The 19,290-nt window shown below is 62.1% G+C and carries 20 protein-coding genes; 18 read left to right on the forward strand and 2 right to left on the reverse strand.

Going from position 1 to position 19,290, the window contains the following annotated elements:
• Window positions 1-49: 49 nt before the first annotated feature.
• From ABSE61_RS16685 to ABSE61_RS16725, 9 genes are all read left to right on the forward strand, one after another.
• Window positions 50-1,441 (forward strand): pyruvate dehydrogenase complex E1 component subunit beta, encoded by a 1,392-nt coding sequence (locus tag ABSE61_RS16685; RefSeq protein ID WP_423872227.1) that lies wholly within the window; start codon window positions 50-52, stop codon window positions 1,439-1,441.
• 18 nt (window positions 1,442-1,459) lie between these two features.
• Entirely contained in the window at window positions 1,460-2,833 is a 1,374-nt protein-coding gene (locus ABSE61_RS16690; RefSeq protein WP_423872228.1) for a pyruvate dehydrogenase complex dihydrolipoamide acetyltransferase, read from the forward strand.
• A 32-nt stretch (window positions 2,834-2,865) separates the two neighbouring features.
• Window positions 2,866-3,294, forward strand: coding sequence for a hypothetical protein (locus ABSE61_RS16695; RefSeq protein WP_423872229.1), 429 nt, complete (start codon window positions 2,866-2,868; stop codon window positions 3,292-3,294).
• A 66-nt stretch (window positions 3,295-3,360) separates the two neighbouring features.
• Entirely contained in the window at window positions 3,361-4,779 is a 1,419-nt protein-coding gene (gene lpdA / locus ABSE61_RS16700; protein ID WP_423872230.1) for a dihydrolipoyl dehydrogenase, read from the forward strand.
• 338 nt (window positions 4,780-5,117) lie between these two features.
• Window positions 5,118-5,318 (forward strand): hypothetical protein, encoded by a 201-nt coding sequence (locus ABSE61_RS16705; protein ID WP_423872231.1) that lies wholly within the window; start codon window positions 5,118-5,120, stop codon window positions 5,316-5,318.
• Window positions 5,319-5,577: 259 nt separating this feature from the next.
• Window positions 5,578-7,302 carry a dihydroxy-acid dehydratase gene (gene ilvD, locus ABSE61_RS16710; RefSeq protein ID WP_423872232.1) on the forward strand — a complete coding sequence of 575 codons (1,725 nt, stop codon included), beginning with the start codon at window positions 5,578-5,580 and terminating at the stop codon, window positions 7,300-7,302.
• Complete coding sequence (locus ABSE61_RS16715) at window positions 7,289-8,104, forward strand: tetratricopeptide repeat protein (protein ID WP_423872233.1); 816 nt, start codon at window positions 7,289-7,291, stop codon at window positions 8,102-8,104. Before ilvD ends, ABSE61_RS16715 begins: the two co-directional genes overlap by 14 nt.
• 91 nt (window positions 8,105-8,195) lie before the next feature.
• Complete coding sequence (locus tag ABSE61_RS16720; protein ID WP_423872234.1) at window positions 8,196-8,330, forward strand: hypothetical protein; 135 nt, start codon at window positions 8,196-8,198, stop codon at window positions 8,328-8,330.
• A complete protein-coding gene (locus ABSE61_RS16725; protein ID WP_423872235.1) occupies window positions 8,300-8,620 on the forward strand; it encodes a GNAT family N-acetyltransferase in 321 nt (106 codons plus the stop codon). Before ABSE61_RS16720 ends, ABSE61_RS16725 begins: the two co-directional genes overlap by 31 nt.
• A 13-nt stretch (window positions 8,621-8,633) precedes the next feature.
• Here ABSE61_RS16725 and xth read toward each other — a convergent pair whose 3' ends face one another.
• Window positions 8,634-9,425 carry an exodeoxyribonuclease III gene (xth, locus tag ABSE61_RS16730; RefSeq protein ID WP_423872236.1) on the reverse strand — a complete coding sequence of 264 codons (792 nt, stop codon included), beginning with the start codon at window positions 9,423-9,425 and terminating at the stop codon, window positions 8,634-8,636.
• A 32-nt stretch (window positions 9,426-9,457) separates the two neighbouring features.
• The gene (gene erpA, locus ABSE61_RS16735; protein WP_423872237.1) at window positions 9,458-9,787 is read right to left on the reverse strand and encodes an iron-sulfur cluster insertion protein ErpA; all 330 of its coding nucleotides are present in this window, start codon (window positions 9,785-9,787) and stop codon (window positions 9,458-9,460) included.
• Between the two features lie 116 nt (window positions 9,788-9,903).
• On the opposite strand from erpA, the gene ABSE61_RS16740 reads away from it, so the two are divergent.
• The 9 genes from ABSE61_RS16740 (at window position 9,904) to tatC (ending at window position 19,254) form a co-directional block, all read left to right on the forward strand.
• Window positions 9,904-11,115 carry a deoxyguanosinetriphosphate triphosphohydrolase gene (locus tag ABSE61_RS16740; protein WP_423872238.1) on the forward strand — a complete coding sequence of 404 codons (1,212 nt, stop codon included), beginning with the start codon at window positions 9,904-9,906 and terminating at the stop codon, window positions 11,113-11,115.
• A gap of 9 nt (window positions 11,116-11,124) precedes the next feature.
• Window positions 11,125-12,906 (forward strand): arginine--tRNA ligase, encoded by a 1,782-nt coding sequence (gene argS / locus ABSE61_RS16745; RefSeq protein ID WP_423872239.1) that lies wholly within the window; start codon window positions 11,125-11,127, stop codon window positions 12,904-12,906.
• Between the two features lie 101 nt (window positions 12,907-13,007).
• A complete protein-coding gene (locus tag ABSE61_RS16750; RefSeq protein WP_423872240.1) occupies window positions 13,008-14,522 on the forward strand; it encodes an SPOR domain-containing protein in 1,515 nt (504 codons plus the stop codon).
• Between the two features lie 230 nt (window positions 14,523-14,752).
• Complete coding sequence (gene nagZ / locus ABSE61_RS16755; RefSeq protein ID WP_423872241.1) at window positions 14,753-15,799, forward strand: beta-N-acetylhexosaminidase; 1,047 nt, start codon at window positions 14,753-14,755, stop codon at window positions 15,797-15,799.
• On the forward strand, window positions 15,796-16,617 hold the full coding sequence (locus ABSE61_RS16760; RefSeq protein WP_423872242.1) for a segregation and condensation protein A: 822 nt from the start codon (window positions 15,796-15,798) through the stop codon (window positions 16,615-16,617). The genes nagZ and ABSE61_RS16760 overlap by 4 nt, the downstream gene beginning before the upstream one ends.
• A gap of 29 nt (window positions 16,618-16,646) precedes the next feature.
• Window positions 16,647-17,390, forward strand: coding sequence for an SMC-Scp complex subunit ScpB (gene scpB / locus ABSE61_RS16765; protein ID WP_423872243.1), 744 nt, complete (start codon window positions 16,647-16,649; stop codon window positions 17,388-17,390).
• A 184-nt stretch (window positions 17,391-17,574) separates the two neighbouring features.
• The gene (locus ABSE61_RS16770) at window positions 17,575-17,808 is read left to right on the forward strand and encodes a twin-arginine translocase TatA/TatE family subunit (RefSeq protein ID WP_423872244.1); all 234 of its coding nucleotides are present in this window, start codon (window positions 17,575-17,577) and stop codon (window positions 17,806-17,808) included.
• A gap of 109 nt (window positions 17,809-17,917) precedes the next feature.
• Window positions 17,918-18,433: a Sec-independent protein translocase protein TatB gene (gene tatB / locus ABSE61_RS16775; RefSeq protein WP_423872245.1), complete on the forward strand. Its 516-nt coding sequence runs from the start codon at window positions 17,918-17,920 to the stop codon at window positions 18,431-18,433.
• The gene (tatC, locus tag ABSE61_RS16780; protein ID WP_423872246.1) at window positions 18,430-19,254 is read left to right on the forward strand and encodes a twin-arginine translocase subunit TatC; all 825 of its coding nucleotides are present in this window, start codon (window positions 18,430-18,432) and stop codon (window positions 19,252-19,254) included. Before tatB ends, tatC begins: the two co-directional genes overlap by 4 nt.
• The last annotated feature ends 36 nt before the right edge of the window (window positions 19,255-19,290 follow it).

Raw genomic sequence — 19,290 nt, forward strand, 5'->3', positions numbered from 1 at the left:
TTCGTGGCGCTGGATGTGCGCGGTCTAAAGATGAATTTGCGGAGTTGATATGCCCATTCAAGTACTGATGCCTGCTTTGTCGCCGACGATGGAGAAGGGCAACCTCGCCAAGTGGCTGAAGAAGGAAGGCGAGACGATCAAATCGGGCGATGTCATCGCCGAGATCGAAACCGACAAGGCCACGATGGAGGTCGAGGCGACCGACGAGGGCACGCTCGGCAAGATCCTGATTCCGGAAGGCACCGCCGACGTCGCCGTCAATACGCCGATTGCAACCATTCTGGCCGATGGCGAAAGCGCGGCTGATCTGGCCAAGGCGCCCGCACCGGTGAAGCAAGAAAAGCCGGCTGAGGCGCCAGCCGCTGAAGCGAGATCGGCGCCAGCCCCGAAGGACGAAGCCGCGCCGGCCGCTCCAAGCGCCACCGCTTTGCCCGATCCGGAAATACCCGCCGGCACCGAAATGGTGACCATGACCATTCGCGACGCGTTGCGCGACGCGATGGCGGAGGAAATGCGGCGGGATCCGGACGTGTTTCTGATGGGCGAAGAAGTCGCCGAATATCAGGGCGCCTACAAGGTCAGCCAGGGTCTGTTGCAGGAATTCGGCGCCCGCCGTGTCATCGATACCCCGATCACCGAGCACGGCTTTGCCGGCATCGGCGTCGGCGCGGCGATGACGGGCTTGAAGCCCATCGTCGAGTTCATGACCTTCAACTTCGCCATGCAGGCGATCGACCAGATTATCAATTCGGCGGCGAAGACGCTCTATATGTCCGGCGGACAGATGGGCTGCTCGATCGTGTTCCGCGGTCCGAACGGTGCGGCCTCGCGCGTTGCGGCCCAACACAGCCAGGATTATTCGGCCTGGTATTCGCAGGTTCCGGGTTTGAAGGTGGTCGCGCCGTTCTCGGCCGCGGATTACAAGGGTTTGCTGAAGGCGGCGATCCGCGACCCCAATCCGGTGATCTTCCTCGAGAACGAAATGCTCTATGGCCATTCCGGCGAAGTGCCGAAGCTCGATGACTATGTGATCCCGATCGGCAAGGCGCGCGTGGTGCGAAGCGGCAGTCATGTCTCGATCATCTCCTGGTCCAACGGCATGTCTTACGCGCTGAAGGCGGCCGACGAACTCGCCAAGGAAGGCATCGAAGTCGATCTCATTGATCTCCGAACGCTGCGTCCGCTCGATACCGACACCATCGTCGCGTCCGTCATGAAGACGGGGCGCGCCGTTACCGTCGAGGAGGGCTGGCAGCAAAATGGCGTCGGTGCCGAAATTGCGGCGCGGATCATGGAGCACGCCTTCGATTATCTCGATGCGCCGGTGACGCGCGTCTCGGGCAAGGATGTGCCGATGCCGTACGCAGCCAATCTGGAAAAGCTCGCATTGCCCTCGGTGGCTGAAGTGGTCGCGGCCGCTAAAGCTGTTTGTTATCGCTGACAGAGCAGGGCTCAACACATGCCAATCAATATTCTGATGCCCGCATTGTCGCCGACGATGGAGAAGGGCAATCTCGCCAAGTGGCTTAAAAAAGAGGGCGACAAGGTCAAGTCCGGCGATGTGATCGCCGAAATCGAGACCGACAAGGCGACCATGGAGGTCGAGGCGGTCGATGAGGGTACGATCGCGAAGATCCTCGTTCCCGAAGGCACGCAGGACGTCCCTGTCAACGATATCATTGCGGTGCTCGCGGGCGACGGCGAGGACGTAAAATCCGCCGGCGCCTCAGTCGGGGCTGCAAAGCCGGCTACCGAAGCCGCACCGGCAAAAGCAGACGCACCGCCGAAGCCAGCTCCTGCCGCTGCGCCCGCTTCTGCGCCAGCTCCCAAACCGGCTGCGGTGCCTGCGCCTCAGGCGGCGCCATCAGCTCCGCAGGCCGCCTCGGCTTTGCAAGCGAATGGCCATGCGCGCACGTTTTCGTCGCCGCTGGCGAGACGTCTGGCCAAGGAAGCCGGCATCGACCTTGCCCGTATCACCGGCACCGGACCGCACGGCCGCGTCGTCGCCCGCGACGTGGCGGAAGCCAAGTCCGGCAAGGGCCTGAAGGCCCCGGCTGCCGCGCCAGGCGCAGCGCCCGCGATTGCGCCCTCAATGTCGGACAAGCAGATCCTCGCGCTGTACGAGCCCGGCAGTTACGAGATCGTGCCGCACGACGGCATGCGCCGCACGATCGCGCAGCGGCTCACGGCTGCCGTGCAGACCATTCCGACCTTTTATCTCACGATCGACTGCGAGATCGGAAAGCTGCTTGCCGCGCGCGAAGAGATCAACGCGTCCGCGCCAAAGGACAAGGAAAAGAAGCCGCTCTACAAACTTTCGGTCAACGACTTCGTCATCAAGGCGATGGCGGTCGCACTGCAAAAGATCCCGAATTGCAACGTGAGCTGGACCGAAGGCGGCATGCTCAAGCACAAGCATTCCGACATCGGCGTGGCCGTGGCGATGCCGGGCGGTTTGATCACGCCGATCATCCGCAAGGCGGAAACCAAGACGTTGTCGACGATCTCGAACGAGATGAAGGATTTCGCGGCGCGGGCTCGGGCGCGCAAACTCAAGCCGGATGAATATCAGGGCGGCACCACGGCCGTATCCAATCTCGGCATGTACGGCATCAGTCACTTCACCGCCGTCATCAACCCGCCGCATGCGACGATCCTGGCGGTCGGCACCAGCGAGGAGCGTCCGGTGGTGCGCGGCGGCAAGATCGAGATCGCGCAGATGATGAGCGTGACCCTGTCGTGCGATCACCGCGCCATCGACGGCGCGCTCGGCGCCGAACTGATCGGCGCGTTCAAGCAACTGATCGAAAATCCCGTGATGATGATGGTTTGAGGTTCAGCGGCTCGTCGGCAACAGGGGCGATCATGCGAACAGCGGGAGTTTTCGTCCTGGCATTTGTCGCCTCGGTCGTCGTCGGTGTACTTGCCTTTGCCGCATCCTCATTGCTGCCGGACTGGGATGACGCCGCCGGCCGCGGGCTCGGCGAGGCGTTCCGGGCGGTTCTGATCGTGGTCTATGTGATCATTGCCGTCATCGTCTATGGAGTTGCGGCGTGGCACGACGATCGTGAACGTCACCTCAAGCGCGGGCTTCATATCTTGTGTCTGGTGCCGCTGCTGATCCCTGTTCTCGGCCTCATCGATAACGGCATTCATCACATCCAATGGCTCCGGGAAACCGTCGGCGCGGTGCAGATGTTCGTGCCGCTTTGGCTGGTTGCCTTGGTACAATGGCTGATCCTGCATATGTATCTGCCTCGACCGGCCGCGCATGCAGAGCTCGTCACCACATGAATATCGCGATTGCATTGAAAAGCCGCGTTTGCGGCACCACGACTGCACGATCTAACGGGAGCTTCTATGGCCGACACATCCTTTGACGTCATCATCATCGGCTCGGGTCCCGGCGGCTATGTCACGGCGATCAGAGCAGCCCAACTCGGCTTCAAGACCGCGATCATCGAGAAGTCCTATCTCGGCGGGATTTGCCTGAACTGGGGCTGCATCCCGACCAAGGCGCTGCTGAGGTCGGCCGAAATCTATCACTACATGCAGCACGCCAAGGATTACGGCCTGTCGGCCGAGAAGGTCTCCTACGATCCCAAGGCGGTCGTGCAGCGCTCACGCGGGGTTTCCAAGCGCCTCAACGACGGCGTCGGCTTCCTGATGAAGAAGAACAAGGTGACGATCATCTGGGGCGAGGCATCGATCGACGCGCCCGGCAAGATCACCGTCAAGAAATCCTCCGTCGAAGGGCCTAACGGTGCGCTAGGTGAGGGCGCCTATCAGGCCAAGCACATCATCGTCGCAACCGGCGCGCGGCCGCGTGTGCTGCCGGGGTTGGAGCCCGACCAGAAACTGGTCTGGACCTATTTCGAAGCCATGGTGCCGGAGAAAATGCCGAAGTCGCTGCTCGTCGTCGGCTCCGGCGCGATCGGTGTCGAATTCGCATCGTTCTTCCACACCATGGGTTCGGAAGTGACGGTGGTCGAGGTATTGCCGCAAATCCTCCCCGTTGAGGATGCGGAGATCGCGGGCCTGGCGCGCAAGCGTTTCGAAAAGCAAGGCATCAAGATTCTCTCCAATACCAAAGTGACAAAACTTGAGAAGAAGAGCGACAGCGTGGTTGCCACCATCGATGACGGCAAGGCCCCGCAAGCGCTCGAATTCGACCGGGTGATCTCGGCAGTCGGCGTTGTCGGCAATATCGAAAATCTCGGACTGGGAAAGCTGGGCGTCAAAACCGATCGCGGCTGCGTCGTGATCGATGGCTACGGCAAGACCAACGTGCCCGGCATCTACGCCATCGGCGATGTCGCTGGGCCGCCGATGCTGGCGCACAAGGCCGAACATGAGGGCGTGATCTGCGTCGAGGCCATCAAGGGCCTGCATCCGCATGCGATGGACAAGAATCTCATTCCAGGCTGCACCTACTGCAATCCGCAAATCGCTTCGGTGGGCCTTACGGAGGCAAAGGCCAAAGAGGGCGGCCGCGAAATTCGCGTCGGCCGTTTTCCGTTTGTCGGCAACGGCAAGGCCATCGCGCTCGGCGAAGATCAGGGTCTCGTCAAGGTGATCTTCGACAAGAAGACCGGCCAACTGCTCGGCGCCCACATGATCGGCGCGGAGGTGACCGAATTGATCCAGGGTTATGTGGTGGCGATGAATCTCGAGACGACGGAAGAAGAACTCATGCACACCGTCTTCCCGCATCCGACGCTGTCGGAGATGATGAAGGAAGCGGTGCTGGACGCGTATGGCCGCGTGCTGAATATCTGAGGTCGTCCAATCGTGCGTATCGCGGTGCCACGGTCGCGAATTCGCGCGTGGCGCCCTTCAACGAGATGAATATTTCGATAGCGCGTCGCGAACAAGCAAGACGTTCTTTGCGACGTGATGACGACAAGAGAAATTCGACTCAAGTTAGTCTTTGAATGGAATCAGACGAACGACGTGATGATGAATTTCTAGTCGAAAAAATTTTTGACCAATAAATTTGCTCGCTGCTTCGTGATTCCGAGCGCGCTTCCCGATAACGACGACAACAACTATGTCCTGTCGAGCAGTGACGTGCGGGGCGCCGGGCCCTGTGCCTCAACTGGCTATGGGAGACTACAATGAAGAATGCAATTTTGATGATTGCCGGGGCGGCGCTGGTTGCTTTGTCGACGGTGCAATTTGCGGCTGCGGCCGAGCATCATCATCGGGCTCATCAGCGCACGACTGAATTCCGCGACAGCAACGCTTTCGTGGCGCCGTCTTACGACGAATCGTCCCGCTATAGCAGCGGTGCCCTATCGGCCCCCGCCGGTCGCTAACGCCCGCCCAAAATCGAGTGTTGCATTGCGAAGACCGGCCCTCTCTGGAGGCCGGTCTTTTCAATTTTACCGGCGCAAAGGGTGACTTTACCGCAACGATCGTGTCGTCGTTGCAACACTTCTGGAAGATTTAACCCTCATCCCGGGTCCTGTGAGGCTACGCCGCTTTTTAGCCACACCCCTCCATGAGATCATAATGCTCAGGGCAGTGGTCCATCGGCCGACCTGAAGCGAGATGGCCGAGGAAACAGGTTTACGAATGGACGCCAAGACCAACATCAAGAAGCGGCTTCCAAGCCGCCACGTCACGGAGGGGCCCGAGCGGGCGCCCCACCGTTCCTACCTCTATGCCATGGGATTGACGACCGAGCAGATCCACCAGCCTTTCGTCGGCGTGGCGTCGTGCTGGAATGAGGCTGCGCCCTGCAATATCTCGCTGATGCGCCAGGCGCAGGCCGTGAAAAAGGGCGTCGCTTCCGCCGGCGGTACGCCGCGTGAATTCTGCACCATCACCGTCACCGACGGTATCGCGATGGGCCATGACGGCATGCGCTCGTCATTGCCGTCGCGTGAGTGCATCGCCGATTCCGTCGAACTGACGGTGCGCGGCCACGCCTATGATGCGCTGGTCGGTCTGGCGGGCTGCGACAAATCACTGCCGGGCATGATGATGGCAATGGTACGGCTGAACGTGCCGTCGATCTTCATCTATGGCGGATCCATCCTGCCCGGCAATTTTCGTGGCCAGCAGGTCACAGTGCAGGACATGTTCGAGGCGGTCGGCAAGCACTCGGTGGGTGCGATGTCGGATGAGGATCTCGATGAAATCGAACGGGTCGCTTGCCCCTCGGCCGGCGCTTGCGGCGCTCAATTTACCGCCAACACCATGGCCACTGTGTCCGAGGCGATCGGACTGGCTTTGCCATATTCGGCCGGCGCACCGGCACCTTACGAAATCCGCGATTCTTTCTGCATGACCGCGGGCGAAAAGGTCATGGAACTGATCGCCCAGAACATCCGGCCTCGTGACATCGTCACGCGGAAGTCGCTCGAAAACGCCGCCGCCGTTGTCGCCGCATCCGGCGGTTCGACCAATGCCGCACTGCACCTGCCGGCGATCGCCAACGAATGCGGTATCAAGTTCGACCTGTTCGACGTCGCCGAAATCTTCAAGAAGACGCCTTATGTCGCAGATTTGAAACCGGGCGGCCGTTATGTCGCCAAAGACATGTTTGAGGCTGGTGGCATACCGCTTCTGATGAAGACGCTCCTCGATAATGGCTACATGCACGGTGACTGTCTGACGGTCACGGGCAGGACAATCGCGGAGAACCTCAAGAACGTGAAGTGGAACCCGCACCAGGACGTGGTGCGGCCCGCCGACAAGCCGATCACCGTCACGGGCGGTGTGGTTGGCCTGAAGGGGAACCTTGCGCCGGAAGGTGCGATTGTAAAGGTCGCGGGTATGGCCAACCTGAAATTCACAGGTCCGGCCCGCTGCTTCGATCGCGAAGAGGATGCCTTCGAGGCCGTCCAAAAGAAGACCTACAAGGAAGGCGAGGTCATCGTCATCCGTTATGAGGGGCCGCGCGGCGGTCCCGGAATGCGTGAAATGCTTTCGACGACGGCAGCGCTGACGGGCCAAGGGATGGGCGGCAAGATCGCCCTGATCACCGACGGCCGCTTTTCAGGCGCCACCCGGGGGTTCTGTATCGGCCATGTCGGGCCGGAAGCCGCCATCGGGGGCCCGATCGCACTGTTGCGGGACGGTGACATCATCGAGATCGACGCCGTGGCCGGGACTCTTAACGTAAAGTTGACCGAGGCGGAACTCGCCCAACGCAAGACCGAATGGAGGCCTCGCGCGACTAACCATACGACGGGAGCGTTGTGGAAGTACGCCCAGCAGGTTGGACCGGCTGTGACGGGCGCGGTTACCCACCCCGGCGGTACGCACGAGAAGTTGTGTTATGCGGACATTTAAGCGCATCATTTTTGCTGTGATTTTGGGGGCTGCGCCGGTGGCAACTCCCGGCTTCGGCTTTGATGGCGCTCCGGTGAATCAGGATTCAACCATTCCGGTCGTCTCGGCTCAGCCCGGTGCTGCGTCGAACCTGAAGAAGGCGGTGCCCGCCGCTCCCGATACCTCGCTGACGTCGTTGCAATATGCCGCCGAGGGCGGACATCCGATTGCCCAGTGGAAGCTGGGGCGGATGTATGCCGACGGCGACGGCGTGGCGCAGGATGATCTGCGGGCGTTCGAATATTTCAGCCGCATCGCCAATGCGCATGCGGAGGACAGCCCATCGGCGCCGCAGGCGGCGATCGTCGCGAATGCCTTCGTCGCGCTCGGGCGCTATTATCTGAACGGCATCCCGAATTCGAAGATCAAGCCGGATTCCGAGCGTGCGCGCGAGATGTTCTCTTACGCGGCCTCCTATTTCGGCAATGCCGACGCCCAATACGATCTGGCCCGGCTTTACCTGCGCAGCGCCGGTTCTTCCCGCGACGATTTCCGCTACGGCGCGCGCTGGCTCGGGCTGGCTGCCCAGAAGGGCCAGCATCAGGCCCAGGCGATGCTCGGTCAGATGTTGTTCAACGGCGATCAACTGCCGCGGCAGGCCGCGCGCGGCCTGATGTGGCTGACGCTTGCGAGCGAAAATGCCACGCCGGAAGAGACCTGGATCAAGGACAGCTACAGCAGGGCCATGGCGAGGGCGTCGCAGGAAGACCTCGCCATGGCGGCGAAAATGCTGGAGCACTGGGTGCAGGGCCGCAGGGACTGAAGCGGGAAGCGCGGCGCGTTTCCCCGTCGATTAAGGGGGAACGAGATGATCGTCAGAGACGCGACACCGGCCGATGCCGTGAGCATGTGACGTGCTCCGCGCCTCGATCACCGAACTCTGTACCGCCGACCACATGCAAGACCCCGACATTCTGGCGCGCTGGCTCGCCAGCAAGACGCCCGAGAATGTTGCAGCGTGGCCGGTAGCAACGGCCGTTCGCTGCTGATCGCGATCGGGGACGATGCAGTTCTGGCCGTTGGCGGGGTCAAGGACGATGGCGAGATCACGCTGAACTACGTAGCGCCCAAAGCCCGGTTTGGTGGAGTGAGTGCAGCGCTTCTGAAGGCGCTCGAGGCGAGGGCGCTCGCGCGCGGCGCAACGCGGGCCGCGCTGCTCAGCACCGAGACGGCGCATCGCTTCTGCCTATCGCGCGGCTATGAGGATACCGAGGTGCCGCAGCGAAAATTCGGAACGACAGCATCCTATCCGATGGCGAAGATGCTCGTTTCGACTTGAGCGTTGAGGCTCCTCACGCTGCTTCCAGATCGAGATCGATCCATACCGGTACGTGATCGGACGGCTTTTCCCAGGCGCGGACATAGCTGTCGATGCCGACGTCCACGAGGCGGTCGCTGGCCTGCGGCGACAGCAACAGATGATCGATGCGCAGGCCCTGGTTTTTCTGCCAGGCGCCCGCCTGATAATCCCAGAACGTATATTGGCCGGGCGCATCGGTGACGGAGCGCAGCGCATCCGTCAGGCCCAGACCCAGCAGCGATTGAAAGCTTTCGCGGGTATCGGGGCGAAACAGCGCGTCACCGACCCAGGCGTCGGGATTATGGACGTCCACCGCCATCGGGATGACGTTGAAGTCGCCGGCCAGCACCAACGGTTCTTCTGCTTTAAGCCGCTGCCTTGAGTACTCAAGAAGCCGCGACATCCATTTGAGTTTGTAAGGATATTTCTCGGTGTTGGGCGGGTTGCCGTTGGGCAGATAGAGGCACGCAATCCGAACCACGCCCTGTTTGAGTGTCACGACGCCTTCGATAAATCGCGCATGGGCGTCTTCGTCGTCACCGGCGAGGCCCGAGGCTGTCTCTTCGAACGGATACTTGGATAACAGCGCGACGCCGTTGAAGGTCTTCTGGCCGTGAGTGACGACGTTGTAGCCGAGGCTCTCGATTTCCAGCCGCGGAAACGCGTCGTCGGTGCATTTGATTTCCTGAAGGCAGACCACGTCTGGCGAGCACTCCTTCAACCAGCTCATCAGATTTTCGATCCGCTGCCGAACCGAGTTGACGTTCCAGGTGGCGATGCGCATCGGGCCCAAGATTTCTTTCAGGTCAGCTTTCTTTAGATCGAAAAGCTGGTGCCGCAGCCGCAGGAGGCGGTCGCGTTGGGATTATTGACGCGGAATGAGGCGCCGATCAGATCGTCAACGAAATCAACCTCCGAGCCCGCCAGGAACGGTACCGAGGCGGGATCGACCAGAATGACCGCGCTGTCGCGGGCGATCACCAGATCATCCTCGGCACGCGAACGATCGACATCGAACTTATACTGAAAGCCGGAGCAACCGCCGCCCTCGACGCTGATCCGCAGCATGGCGCCGTCGCCCTCGACTTTGAGGATTTCGCCGATGCGGCGGGCGGCCCGCTCGCTGATGGTGACGGCTGTGGTCATCGTCAAAACTCCGATCGTAGGCGCACGGCGTATTTATCTGGTAACCGGCGTATCATAGCTAAGTGCTGCGGGCAGGGGAATCAAACCGGTTTGCCCGTCTAAAGACAGGATATCCCGTGTCGGTAGGAATGGCTGCCCATCGTTCGGTCTATGCCTGCGATCCCGACCGCAGCCGTGGTCGGGAGTTCGCCGAACCGCCGAGCCGGACCCGCAGCCCGTTCCGGCGCGACTGTGACCGGGTGATCCATTCCACGGCCTTCCGGCGCCTGAAGCACAAAACCCAGGTTTTCGTGTTCCACGAAGGCGATCATTACCGCACCCGGCTGACCCACACGCTGGAAGTGGCCCAGATCGCCCGTGCGCTGGCCCGCCAGCTTGGGCTCGATGAGGATTTGACCGAGACGCTGGCGCTCGCCCACGACCTCGGTCATCCGCCGTTCGGCCACGCCGGCGAGCGGGCGCTCGACGCCTGCCTGCGCGGCCATGGCGGCTTCGACCACAACGGGCAGACCCTGCGGGTGGTCACGTCGCTCGAGCATCGTTATCCCGAATTCGATGGGCTGAATCTGACCTGGGAATCGCTGGAAGGCATCGTCAAGCACAACGGTCCGCTGACGGCGCGCGACGGGTGTCCCGTCGGCGCCTATCGCGAACAGGGCGTGCCCGTCGGGATCGCCGAATTTGTCGCCTCCTACGATCTCGAATTGTGGAGTTTCTCATCGCTGGAAGCCCAGGTCGCCGCGATTGCCGACGACATCGCTTATGATGCGCATGACATCGATGACGGTTTGCGCGCAGGCTTGTTTGCGATCGACGATCTCAAGGAGATCCCTCTCACCGCTCGCATCATCGCGGAAATCGACGCCGAGTATCCCACCCTTGACGAGAGCCGGCGCGGCGCCGAACTGGTGCGCGAACTGATTTCCCATTTCATTGGCGCTGTCATGATGGAGGCGCATCGCCGCCTGGAACTGACACGGCCTTCCTCGGCCGAGGAGGTTCGCAATCAAAACGAGGCGTTGATTGTCTTTCCGGACGAGACGCGGGAAGCGGAAGCCGCGATCAAGAAATTCCTGAAGCTGCGGATGTACCGGCACGAACGGGTGATGCGGGTGATGCGCGATGCCGAACAGCTCGTGTTCGATCTGTTTGCACGTTATCAGAGCGATCCGGCCGCCATGCCCGCCGAATGGCTGCCGCCCGAAAACCGCGCCGAAGGCGAGGCCGAACGGGCGCGGCGGATCGGCAACTTTATCGCCGGAATGACCGACCGTTTCGCGCTAACCGAACATCAGCGGCTTTTTGACTCGACCCCGGATTTACGTTAGGCGGCGGCCATGGCCGATACATCCTCGAAACAACATCTTTTCGCCCAGGTGCTCGCGCGCGTACACGCCGTTTGCGCGGCGGAACTTGGGCCGCGCGCCGATCTGTCGCGCGTCGTGGTCGAACCGCCGAAAGATCCGACCCATGGCGATATGGCGACCAATGCCGCCATGGTGCTCGCCAAGGAAGCGAAGGCCAAACCCCGCGATCTGGCGGAAAAGGTCGCCGGGCGGCTGCGCGCCGACGATCTGGTCGCTTCAGTGGATATTGCCGGTCCGGGCTTCATCAACCTCACTTTGAAGGTCACGGCCTGGGCCGACGCGCTGCGGTCAGTGCTGGGCGAGGGCAACGCTTTCGGCCAAAGCGCCGTCGGGGCGGGCGAGAAGGTCAACGTCGAATACGTCTCGGCCAATCCGACCGGGCCGATGCATGTCGGCCATTGCCGTGGCGCGGTGTTTGGCGATGCGCTCGCCAGCCTGCTTCAGCTCGCGGGCTTCGATGTTGTCAGAGAATATTACATCAACGATGCCGGCGCCCAGGTCGACGTGCTGGCGCGCTCGGCGTTCCTGCGCTATCGCGAAGCGCTGGGCGAAGACATCGGCGAGATTCCGGAAGGGCTTTACCCGGGCGATTATCTCAAGCCCGTGGGGCAGGCACTGGCCGCGGAACACGGCAAGACGCTTCTCGCGATGCCTGAGGCTGAGTGGCTGCCGGCGGTGCGCGCCAAAGCCATCGCGATGATGATGGAAGCGATCAAGGGCGATCTCGCCGCGCTCAACATCAAACACGACGTGTTCTTCTCGGAGCGGTCGCTGGTTGCAGGCGGCCACAACCGCGTCGCGGAGACGATCGATTTCCTGCGCGCCAAAGGCGATGTCTATGAGGGCCGCCTGCCGCCGCCGAAAGGCGCGCCGGTCGACGATTACGAGGATCGCGAGCAAACGCTGTTTCGGGCGACCGCCTTTGGCGATGACGTCGATCGGCCGCTGCTCAAATCCGACGGCAGCTATACCTATTTCGCCTCCGACATCGCCTATCACAAGAACAAGTTCGAGCGCGGGTTTCGCAATCTGGTCGATGTGTGGGGCGCCGATCACGGCGGCTACATCAAGCGCGTCGAAGCCGCCATCAAGGCCGTGACCAGCGGGCAGGCGGCGCTGGACGTCAAGATCGTTCAGCTCGTCAAATTGCTGCGCAACGGCGAGCCGGTGAAAATGTCGAAGCGCTCGGGCGATTTCGTCACCCTGCGCGAGGTCGTCGATGAAGTCGGCAAGGATGCCGTGCGCTTCATGATGCTCTACCGCAAGAACGATGCGGTGCTGGATTTCGATCTGGCCAAGGTCATCGAACAATCGCGCGACAACCCGGTCTTTTACGTCCAGTACGGTCATGCCCGCGGGCACTCGATCTTTCGAACTGCGCGCGAGGAGGTACTGCATGACCTCCCCGAGGAGGACGGGGCGCGGCTGGCCTATCTCGCGCCGGCTCCCGTGGAGCGGCTGACCGATACGGCCGAGCTGAGCCTGTTGCGGAAACTGGCGGTCTATCCCCGGACGGTGGAGGCCGCCGCCGCCGCCCACGAGCCTCACCGAATCGCTTTTTACCTGTATGATCTGGCCAGCGAATTTCACGCGCTATGGACGAAGGGGCGGGATTTGCCCTATTTACGCTTTATTATCAATAATGATGCCGAGATGACGAAGGCCCGGCTAGCAATGGTACAGGGCGTTGTCACGGTTTTGGCGTCCGGCCTGGGGGTTCTCGGCGTCGGCGCGCCAAACGAGATGCGCTGACTGAAGTGCCGCTTCCTGGGTGACTTTGAGAGTGGCAGCCGGCGGGGGCCGGTAGCGAAAAGCGGGTTGGCGACTTTCCCTTGAGGGGACACATCATCACGATGGCGGATCGATATCAGGACAGAGCCTTTCCTGCCGGTGGCGATTACGATCGCGACGGGCGGGCGCGATCGTCCGACAATACCGAAAGCGATCCTCTTGCCGAACTCGCGCGTCTGATCGGCCAGAACGATCCGTTCGGCGGCCGGCCGCCGATAGGCCGGGCCAATTTGACGGTGCAACCCCAGGCAAGGCCGGTCGAGCCGCCGCCGTCCTACGACAACTACGAAGACGACAGCTATGCGGATCCTGAACCGGAGCAACCTCCCGCGCCGCCCTCCTGGATGCAGCGCGCGGTGAGGCAAGAGGCTCCTCCGCCACCGCCGCAGGACGACTATCCGAGCGCTGTCCATCCATTGCAGCGTTACGCCACGGCGCATCCTCCGGCCGAACCGGAAGACTACGATCCGGCGCATTTGTTTGCCGATACCCCTCATGAGCTGCATGAGGACGAGCCACATGAGCTGGATCTGACGCGTTACGACGATGCGCTCTATGGCAGCTTGGATTCACAGACGCAGAGCGCTCAGCACGATCAGGCTTACACCGACGACGGCTATGCCTACGAAGAGGACCAGTTCGAAGCGGTGGAAGAGCCGCGCCGCCGCGGCGGTATGATCACGGTCGTCGCCGTGCTGGGGCTCGCGGTATTCGGCGTAGGTGGTGCTTTTGCCTATCGTACCTATACCGGCTCGGCCCGTAGCGGCGAGCCGCCGATCATCCGCGCCGATGCCGGGCCGACCAAGATCATTCCCGCACCCGCCGAGGGCGGATCGAAGGTGCCTGACCGGATGACTTCGGGCGACGGCATGGAAAAGATGGTTTCCCGAGAGGAGACACCAATCGATCCCGCGGCCAGGTCAGGCCCGCGTGTCGTGTTCCCGCCGCTGACGCCGAACGGCAGCATGCCGATGCCGACGGGTGTCGTGCCACCGAGCACGCCGCCTGCCGCCGGTGCGCCGAACGGGACGTTTTCGAATAACGAGCCGCATCGGGTCAGGACGCTCTCGGTCCGCGGAGACGCGGCAGACGCGGGCGCACCGGCAGGCGCCGCACCGCCGGCCGCGCCAGCCAAGCCCGCGCCCCGTGCAGCCGCTGCGGGCACCCGCACGGCGGCCGCCAATCCCAATGCGGCCAATGCCAATGCACCGATGTCGCTGTCGCCGCAGGCGGATGCCCCGGCCGCAGCAGAACCTTCGGTTCGGGTCGCAGCCACCAACCCTGTGCAGGCCGCTCCGAGTGCCCCCGGCACCCCGAGCGCAGCCGGCAGTGGCAGCTATCTGGTCTCGGTGACGTCACAGCCGAGCGAAGCTGATGCCCAGAACTCCTATCGGGCCCTCCAAAGCAAATACCCCAGCGTGCTCGGCTCGCAGTCGGCTGTCGTCGCGCGCGCCAATTCGAAGACCGGCGCTGTGACCTATCGGGCTGGCCCTGCCTTCGGGAGCTCGGCCGAGGCCGCACAGTTCTGCCACAACTACACGACCGCCGGCGGTCAGTGCTGGGTAGTGAAGAACTAGCAGCTCTTGCTTGACCCTCTGATCCGGAGCGGGCTATTCGGCGCTAGGCTGCCGCGCTAGCTTGCGAACTTCGGAATCGGAGCACCAGTGGAGTGGATTTGGCATTCGCCAGCCCGTCGCCGTGATTTCTCATCGCGAATGCCAAATCCAAAACCCCACTAGAAATCTATATTTGCTGATGTCTTTTTAGCTCTGACATTCGTAAACGAACCCACCGCGACAACGTACGAATGTCAGAGCCAAGACACCAGATGACCAAGGCCTTCATCACTGGAATCGCCGGCACCACGGTGAACGCCGACGAGCAGGCGTTCATCGCGGCGGAGCGTCCCTGGGGCTTCATCCTGTTCAGGCGGAACATCGAGACGCCGGAGCAGGTCGCTCGGCTGGTTGATGAATTGAAGACATGCGCCGGCCGCAGCGACATTCCGGTCCTGATTGACCAGGAAGGTGGCCGGGTTCAGCGCCTTGGCCCGCCGCATTGGCGGGCCTACCCGCCGGGTGCGCTGTTTGGCCAGCTTTACGATCTCGACCCGACGTTGGGGCTTTCGGCGGCGCGATTGAGCGCGTGGTTGATTGCGGCTGATCTGTCGGAACTCGGCATCAGCGTCGATTGTCTGCCGTTGGCGGACGTGCCGGTAGCCGGCGCCGATGCCGTGATCGGCGACCGCGCCTACGGAACCGAGCCGGGAAAAGTCGCGGCGATCGCACGTGCCGTGACCAATGGGCTTGAGCAGGGTGGTATTTTACCGGTGCTGAAGCACATTCCCGGCCACGGGCGGGCGACTGCGGATAGCCATTTGCGGCTTCCGACCGTGGATACACCCCGCAAGGACCTCGAAACGACTGATTTTGCGGCGTTTCGGCCGCTGGCCGATCTGCCGATGGCGATGACCGCACATGTTGTGTTTAGCGCGCTCGACCCGGTCCATCCTGCTACGACTTCTGCGACAATCATTAATCAGGTGATTCGCGGCGTGATCGGGTTCCAAGGCTTGTTGATGAGTGATGACGTGTCGATGAATGCGCTCTCCGGATCGATCGCGGAGCGAACGAGAGCCGCTTTCCTTGCCGGCTGCGACACGGTCCTCCACTGCAACGGTAACCTTGCGGAAATGCGCGAGGTCGCCGCCGAGACGCCGGAATTGTCCGGGAAAACGCTTCAGCGGGCCAGCCGTGCGCTGGCATCGCGCGGGACGCCGCAACCCTTTGACAAGGCGCTCGCGCGGGCCGAACTGGAAGCGATGATGAAGAGAGCAGGGACGGCAGGCGCATGACCGCGGAAATCCTCTCGTTCGAAACCGGCCGTCCGGCCGATTTGGCCGACGGCGAGCCCTCACTCGTTGTCGACGTCGAGGGTTATGAAGGCCCGCTCGATCTGCTACTCGCACTGGCGCGGCAGCAGAAGGTCGATCTCGCCAAGATTTCGATCCTGGCGCTCGCCGACCAGTATCTGCAATTCATCGAGGCGGCGCGAAAGATCCGGCTGGAACTTGCCGCCGATTATCTGGTCATGGCGGCCTGGCTCGCCTACCTCAAATCGCGGCTGTTGTTGCCTGAGCCTGCCACGGCCGAGGGGCCGAGCGCCGAGGAGATGGCAACCGCACTCGCCAACCGGCTCCGTCATCTTGAAGGTATTCGCGAGGCGTCAAACCGCCTGATGAACCGCCCGCAATTGCGCCGCGATATTTTCCCGCGCGGTTTTCCGGAAGCCATCGCGGAAATCCGCCATCCCAAATACACCGCGACCTTGTTCGATCTGCTCACGGCCTATTCCGCGCAACGCCAGCAGCGCGTGCTGGCGTCGGTGCATCTGGCCCGGCGCACGGTGTGGTCGCTGGCCGAGGCGAGGGCCTCGCTGGAGCGGCTGGTGGGCATGGCCGAGGATTGGAGCCGTCTGGATGAATTTCTCATCCACTACGTCGTCGATCCCTCGCAAAGGGCCACCGTGTTTGCCTCGAGCTTCGCTGCGGCGCTGGAGCTCGTCAGGGAAGGTCAGGTCGAACTGCATCAGCAGGAGGCCTTCGCCCCGTTGTTTTTTCGAAAGCGTCCGCCGCAGCCTGCACCCGACGCCGCGGCGCCGGGCGAACACTGAGTGAGTAAGTGGAAGAGGGAGATGGTGCCATGCCGAGCCTGGCGGAAAAGCGCGTAGCCGACGCCGAGGAGCAGGCCGATAATCCACAAGCGCGGCCCGAAGAGCTGCGGTTGCTGGAGGCGCTGTTGTTTGCCTCCGCCGAGCCGCTTGATCAGGCGACGCTTGCCAAGCGCGTGCCCGATGGTGTCGACATCAAGGTCGCCCTCGCGCAGCTGCAGGCGGACTATGCCTCGCGCGGCGTCAATCTGGTTCGCATCGCCAACAAATGGACGTTCCGCACCGCCGGCGATCTGTCGTGGCTGATGACGCGCGAGAGCACCGAAACGCGACGGCTGTCGCGTGCGGCGATCGAGATGCTGGCCATCATCGCCTACCATCAGCCGGTCACGCGCGCCGAGATCGAAGAGATCCGCGGCGTCATGACGTCAAAGGGAACGCTGGACGTGTTGCTGGAAACGGGGTGGATCAGGCCGCGCGGCCGTCGCAAGACCCCCGGACGTCCGCTGACTTTCGGAACCACGGAAGCCTTTTTATCGCAGTTCAGCCTGGAAGCGCTAAGCGACTTGCCGGGACTTGAGGAACTGAAGGGAACAGGCCTCTTGGACTCGCGGCTACCGTCCGGTTTCAATGTTCCCACGCCTTCGGATGATCCGGCTTTGCGCGAGGATGAAGACCCGCTGGAAACCGGCGATCTGGAACTGGCTTTGGCGCCTGCGGTCGAACCTGAAACCGACCTAGGGAACGACCGAGGAAACCCGGACGGAAGCCAATAAGCCGTTTCCGAGCCGACTCATCGGCCCGGTGCGAAATTCCCCGCTGTGCGTTAACGGTCAGCCGCGTCAGGCGGATTTTACGCGGCCCAAGTCCTTGTTTTCGGCACCTCTTGAGCCTACGTTCGCTGGAGGATAATTCGGGACCGAAAGGGCCCGCATTTCGCGTGTTTTGGAGGGTTGCAGGATGGGTTCGTTGAGCATTTGGCACTGGATCGTCGTGATCGGGGTCGTCCTGCTGTTGTTCGGTCGCGGCAAGATTTCCGACCTAATGGGTGACGTCGCCCAGGGCATCAAGGCCTTCAAGAAGGGCATGCAGGACGACGACAAAGTGGCCGACAAGAGCGAGCCGGTGAAGTCGATCGACCACACCGCTTCGCCGCAAGCGGCGCGGACTGACGTCGGCAGCAAAGCGGTCTGAGCTTCCGGGCGCATTGTAAGCCGGTGAAATCAAGACCGGTGGAATAAAGACGCGGGCGGCCCAGTCTCGATCTAGCAAGACGTTGGGCCTCGCGTGAGCGGAAGCTTTCATGTTCGATATTGGTTGGAGTGAATTCGCCGTCATCGCCGTCGTCGCGCTGATTGCCATCGGCCCCAAGGAATTGCCGGGCGTTCTGCGCATGGTCGGGCAATGGGTCGGTAAGGCGCGCAAGATGGCCAGCGAATTCCAGGGCCAGTTCCAGGAAGCGATGCGCGAGGCCGAAATGGCCGACCTCAAGAAGAGCTTCGACGAGGTCAAGGAAGCCGCGAGCGGGTTTGCGGGCGGCAACGTCATGACCTCGCTTCAGAAGGACGTCAGCTCCGCTCTCGATATTAGCGACAAGCCGGCCGCAGCTGCGGAGACGGCTTCCTCCGAGATCGCCTCATCGACCGAAGCAACCGCGAGTTCGGAAACCACGACGTCGTCGGCCGAAGCGCCGGCTTCGGAGCCGCTGGTGATCGCTCCGGAAAGTCAGCCGCAACCTGCGACACCGGATGCGCATGCGACGGACGGGCATTCGGCCGCGGTTGAGACCGAAGCCCCGCGGGATGCCAAAGCGTCATGAGCGACGACGATATCGAGGCCAGCAAAGCGCCATTGATGGATCATCTGATCGAGCTGCGCTCGCGGCTGATCAAGGCGCTGCTCGGCTTCGGCGTCGCTTTCATCTTCTGCTTCTTCTTCGCCAAGCAAATCTACAACGTGCTGGTGTGGCCCTTCGTGTGGGTCGCGGGCCCGGAAAATTCAAAGTTCATCTACACGGCGCTGCTGGAATATTTTCTGACCCAGTTGAAGCTTGCGCTGTTCGGCGCCGGTTTTATCTCGTTTCCGATCGTGGCCGGGCAGATCTACGCCTTTGTCGCGCCCGGCCTTTACAAGCACGAGCGCAACGCCTTCGTGCCGTATCTGGTCGCGACCCCGTTCTTCTTCGTGCTGGGATCGATGCTGGTCTACTTCGTGGTGCTGCCGATGCTGGTGCGTTTTTCGCTCGGCATGCAGCAGTTGGGAGGACCCGAGACCGCGCAGATCCAGTTGTTGCCGAAGGTCGGCGAATTTCTCTCGCTGACGATGTCGTTGATTTTTGCCTTCGGGATCGCCTTTCAGCTTCCGGTGATCCTGACGCTATTGGGCCGGATCGGCATCATCACGTCCAAGCAACTGCGCGATAAACGGCGCTACTTCATCGTGGTCGCCTTCATTATCGCCGCCGTGCTGACCCCGCCCGACGTCCTGAGCCAGGCCTCGCTCGCGATTCCCCTGCTGCTGCTGTACGAAGGCTCGATCTGGGCGGTGCGTATCGTGGAAAAGAAGGCTGCCGCGGCCAAGACGACCACGCCCACTCCACCTCCCGCGAGCCCGCCGCCCGATCCGACACCGGCGGAGTAGGGCGCTTCGGCCACATTTCTTTATGATCGTCCAAAC

Source organism: Bradyrhizobium sp. (assembly GCF_049519115.1).
In the GTDB taxonomy this organism is placed as follows: domain Bacteria; phylum Pseudomonadota; class Alphaproteobacteria; order Rhizobiales; family Xanthobacteraceae; genus Bradyrhizobium.